Consider the following 1,827-nt stretch of genomic DNA (forward strand, 5'->3'; position numbering starts at 1 on the left):
CGCCGTACTCTCCGCCCTGATCCCCGACTGCCTCAGCGATGGGATCGAGGCGGCGGCCGTGCCGCTGCTGCGGCGCGACCGCCCCGAGCCGTCGGCCGCGGTCACCGCGTTGGCCCAGGCGTACGTGCGGGGCACGCACGTCGACTGGACCGCCTTCTACGACGGCACGGACGCGCGTCGTGTCGACTTGCCGACGTATGCCTTCCAGCGTGAGAGCTACTGGCTGACCGGGCCGGACCACCAGGCTGCCACGGTCAGGCCGTCGACCGGGCCGGCCATCGCCGCGGAGCCGGGGGAACGCAGTGGCTTGGCAGACCTGTTGGCCGGCCTGCCAACCGACGAGCGCAAGCGCGTGATGATCGAGGAGGTCTCCCGGCACATCGTCTCGGTGCTCGGGTACCCCGAGACGAAGGTCGTACAGCTCAGGGCGCCCTTCACCGATCTCGGTTTCGACTCCATGAGCGCCGTCGACTTTCGCAACGCGCTGGCCGCAGCCACCGGCATGCGGCTGCCGAGCGGCCTGCTCTTCGACTACCCGACCCCCGCGGAACTCGTCGAGTACCTCCACTCCGAGTTGCTCGGCGACCCGGCGGGCGCGGCGGCGCGTCCCGCTGCCGCCGCACTCGACGAGCCGGTGGCGATCGTGGGAATGGCGTGCCGTTTCCCTGGTGGGGTGTCCTCACCCGAGGACCTCTGGCGGATCGTGGCGCAGGGCCGTGACGTGCTCACGGAGTTCCCGTCCGACCGTGGCTGGGACCTCGACTCCCTGTACGACCCAGATCCCGGTCGCTCGGGCAAGAGCTATGTCACGCGCGGTGGATTCCTTCCCTCAGCGGGCGAGTTCGACGCGGGCTTCTTCGGTATCTCACCCCGTGAGGCACTGGCGATGGATCCGCAGCAGCGGCTGCTGCTGGAGACGGCGTGGGAGGTCTACGAGCGGGCCGGCATCGATCCTGGTCATCACAGGGGCACGGACACCGGTGTCTTCGTCGGCGCCACCGCCCAGGACTACGGCCCCCGCATGCACCAGGCCCCGGACACCGTCGAAGGACACGTCCTGACCGGCGGGACCGCCAGCATCATGTCCGGGCGGATCGCCTACCAGCTCGGGCTGACCGGGCCCGCGCTCACCGTCGACACGGCGTGCTCGTCCTCACTGGTCGCGCTGCATCTGGCGGCGCAGGCGCTGCGGTCCGGTGAGTGCTCCATGGCCCTCGCCGGTGGTGCCACGGTGATGTCGGCCCCCGGCATGTTCGTGGAGTTCAGCCGCCAGCGGGGACTGGCGCCGGACGGCCGGTGCAAGGCGTTCTCGGCCGCGGCCGACGGCACCGGCTGGTCCGAGGGCGTGGGCATGCTGCTGCTGGAGCGGTTGTCGGACGCGCGGCGCAACGGACACCGGGTCCTCGCGGTGGTGCGTGGTTCGGCGGTGAACCAGGACGGCGCCAGCAACGGCCTGACCGCACCCAACGGACCCTCGCAACAGCGCGTCATCCGTCAGGCACTGGCGAACGCGGGAGTGCCGGCCGCCGAGGTGGACGTCGTCGAGGCCCACGGCACCGGCACACGTCTAGGGGACCCGATCGAGGCCGAGGCGCTGCTGGCGACGTACGGGCAGGAGCGCGACACCGACCGGCCGCTGTGGCTCGGATCGTTGAAGTCGAACATCGGCCACACCCANTGGACGAACCGTCCCCCTTCATCGACTGGTCCGCCGGGACGATGGAGCTCCTCCGCGAGACCCGGGACTGGCCCGGGACCGAACCCCGGCCCCGACGCGCGGCCGTGTCGTCCTTCGGCGTCAGCGGGACGAATGCGCATGTGGTGCTG

1 pseudogene is annotated in these 1,827 nt (G+C 71.2%); it reads left to right on the forward strand.

The features are described from left to right. A pseudogene (locus tag ABEB00_RS28035) lies at positions 1–1,827 on the forward strand (type I polyketide synthase); the annotation flags it as partial.

The organism is Streptomyces ziwulingensis (assembly GCF_039542605.1).
In the GTDB taxonomy this organism is placed as follows: Bacteria; Actinomycetota; Actinomycetes; order Streptomycetales; family Streptomycetaceae; genus Streptomyces; species Streptomyces ziwulingensis.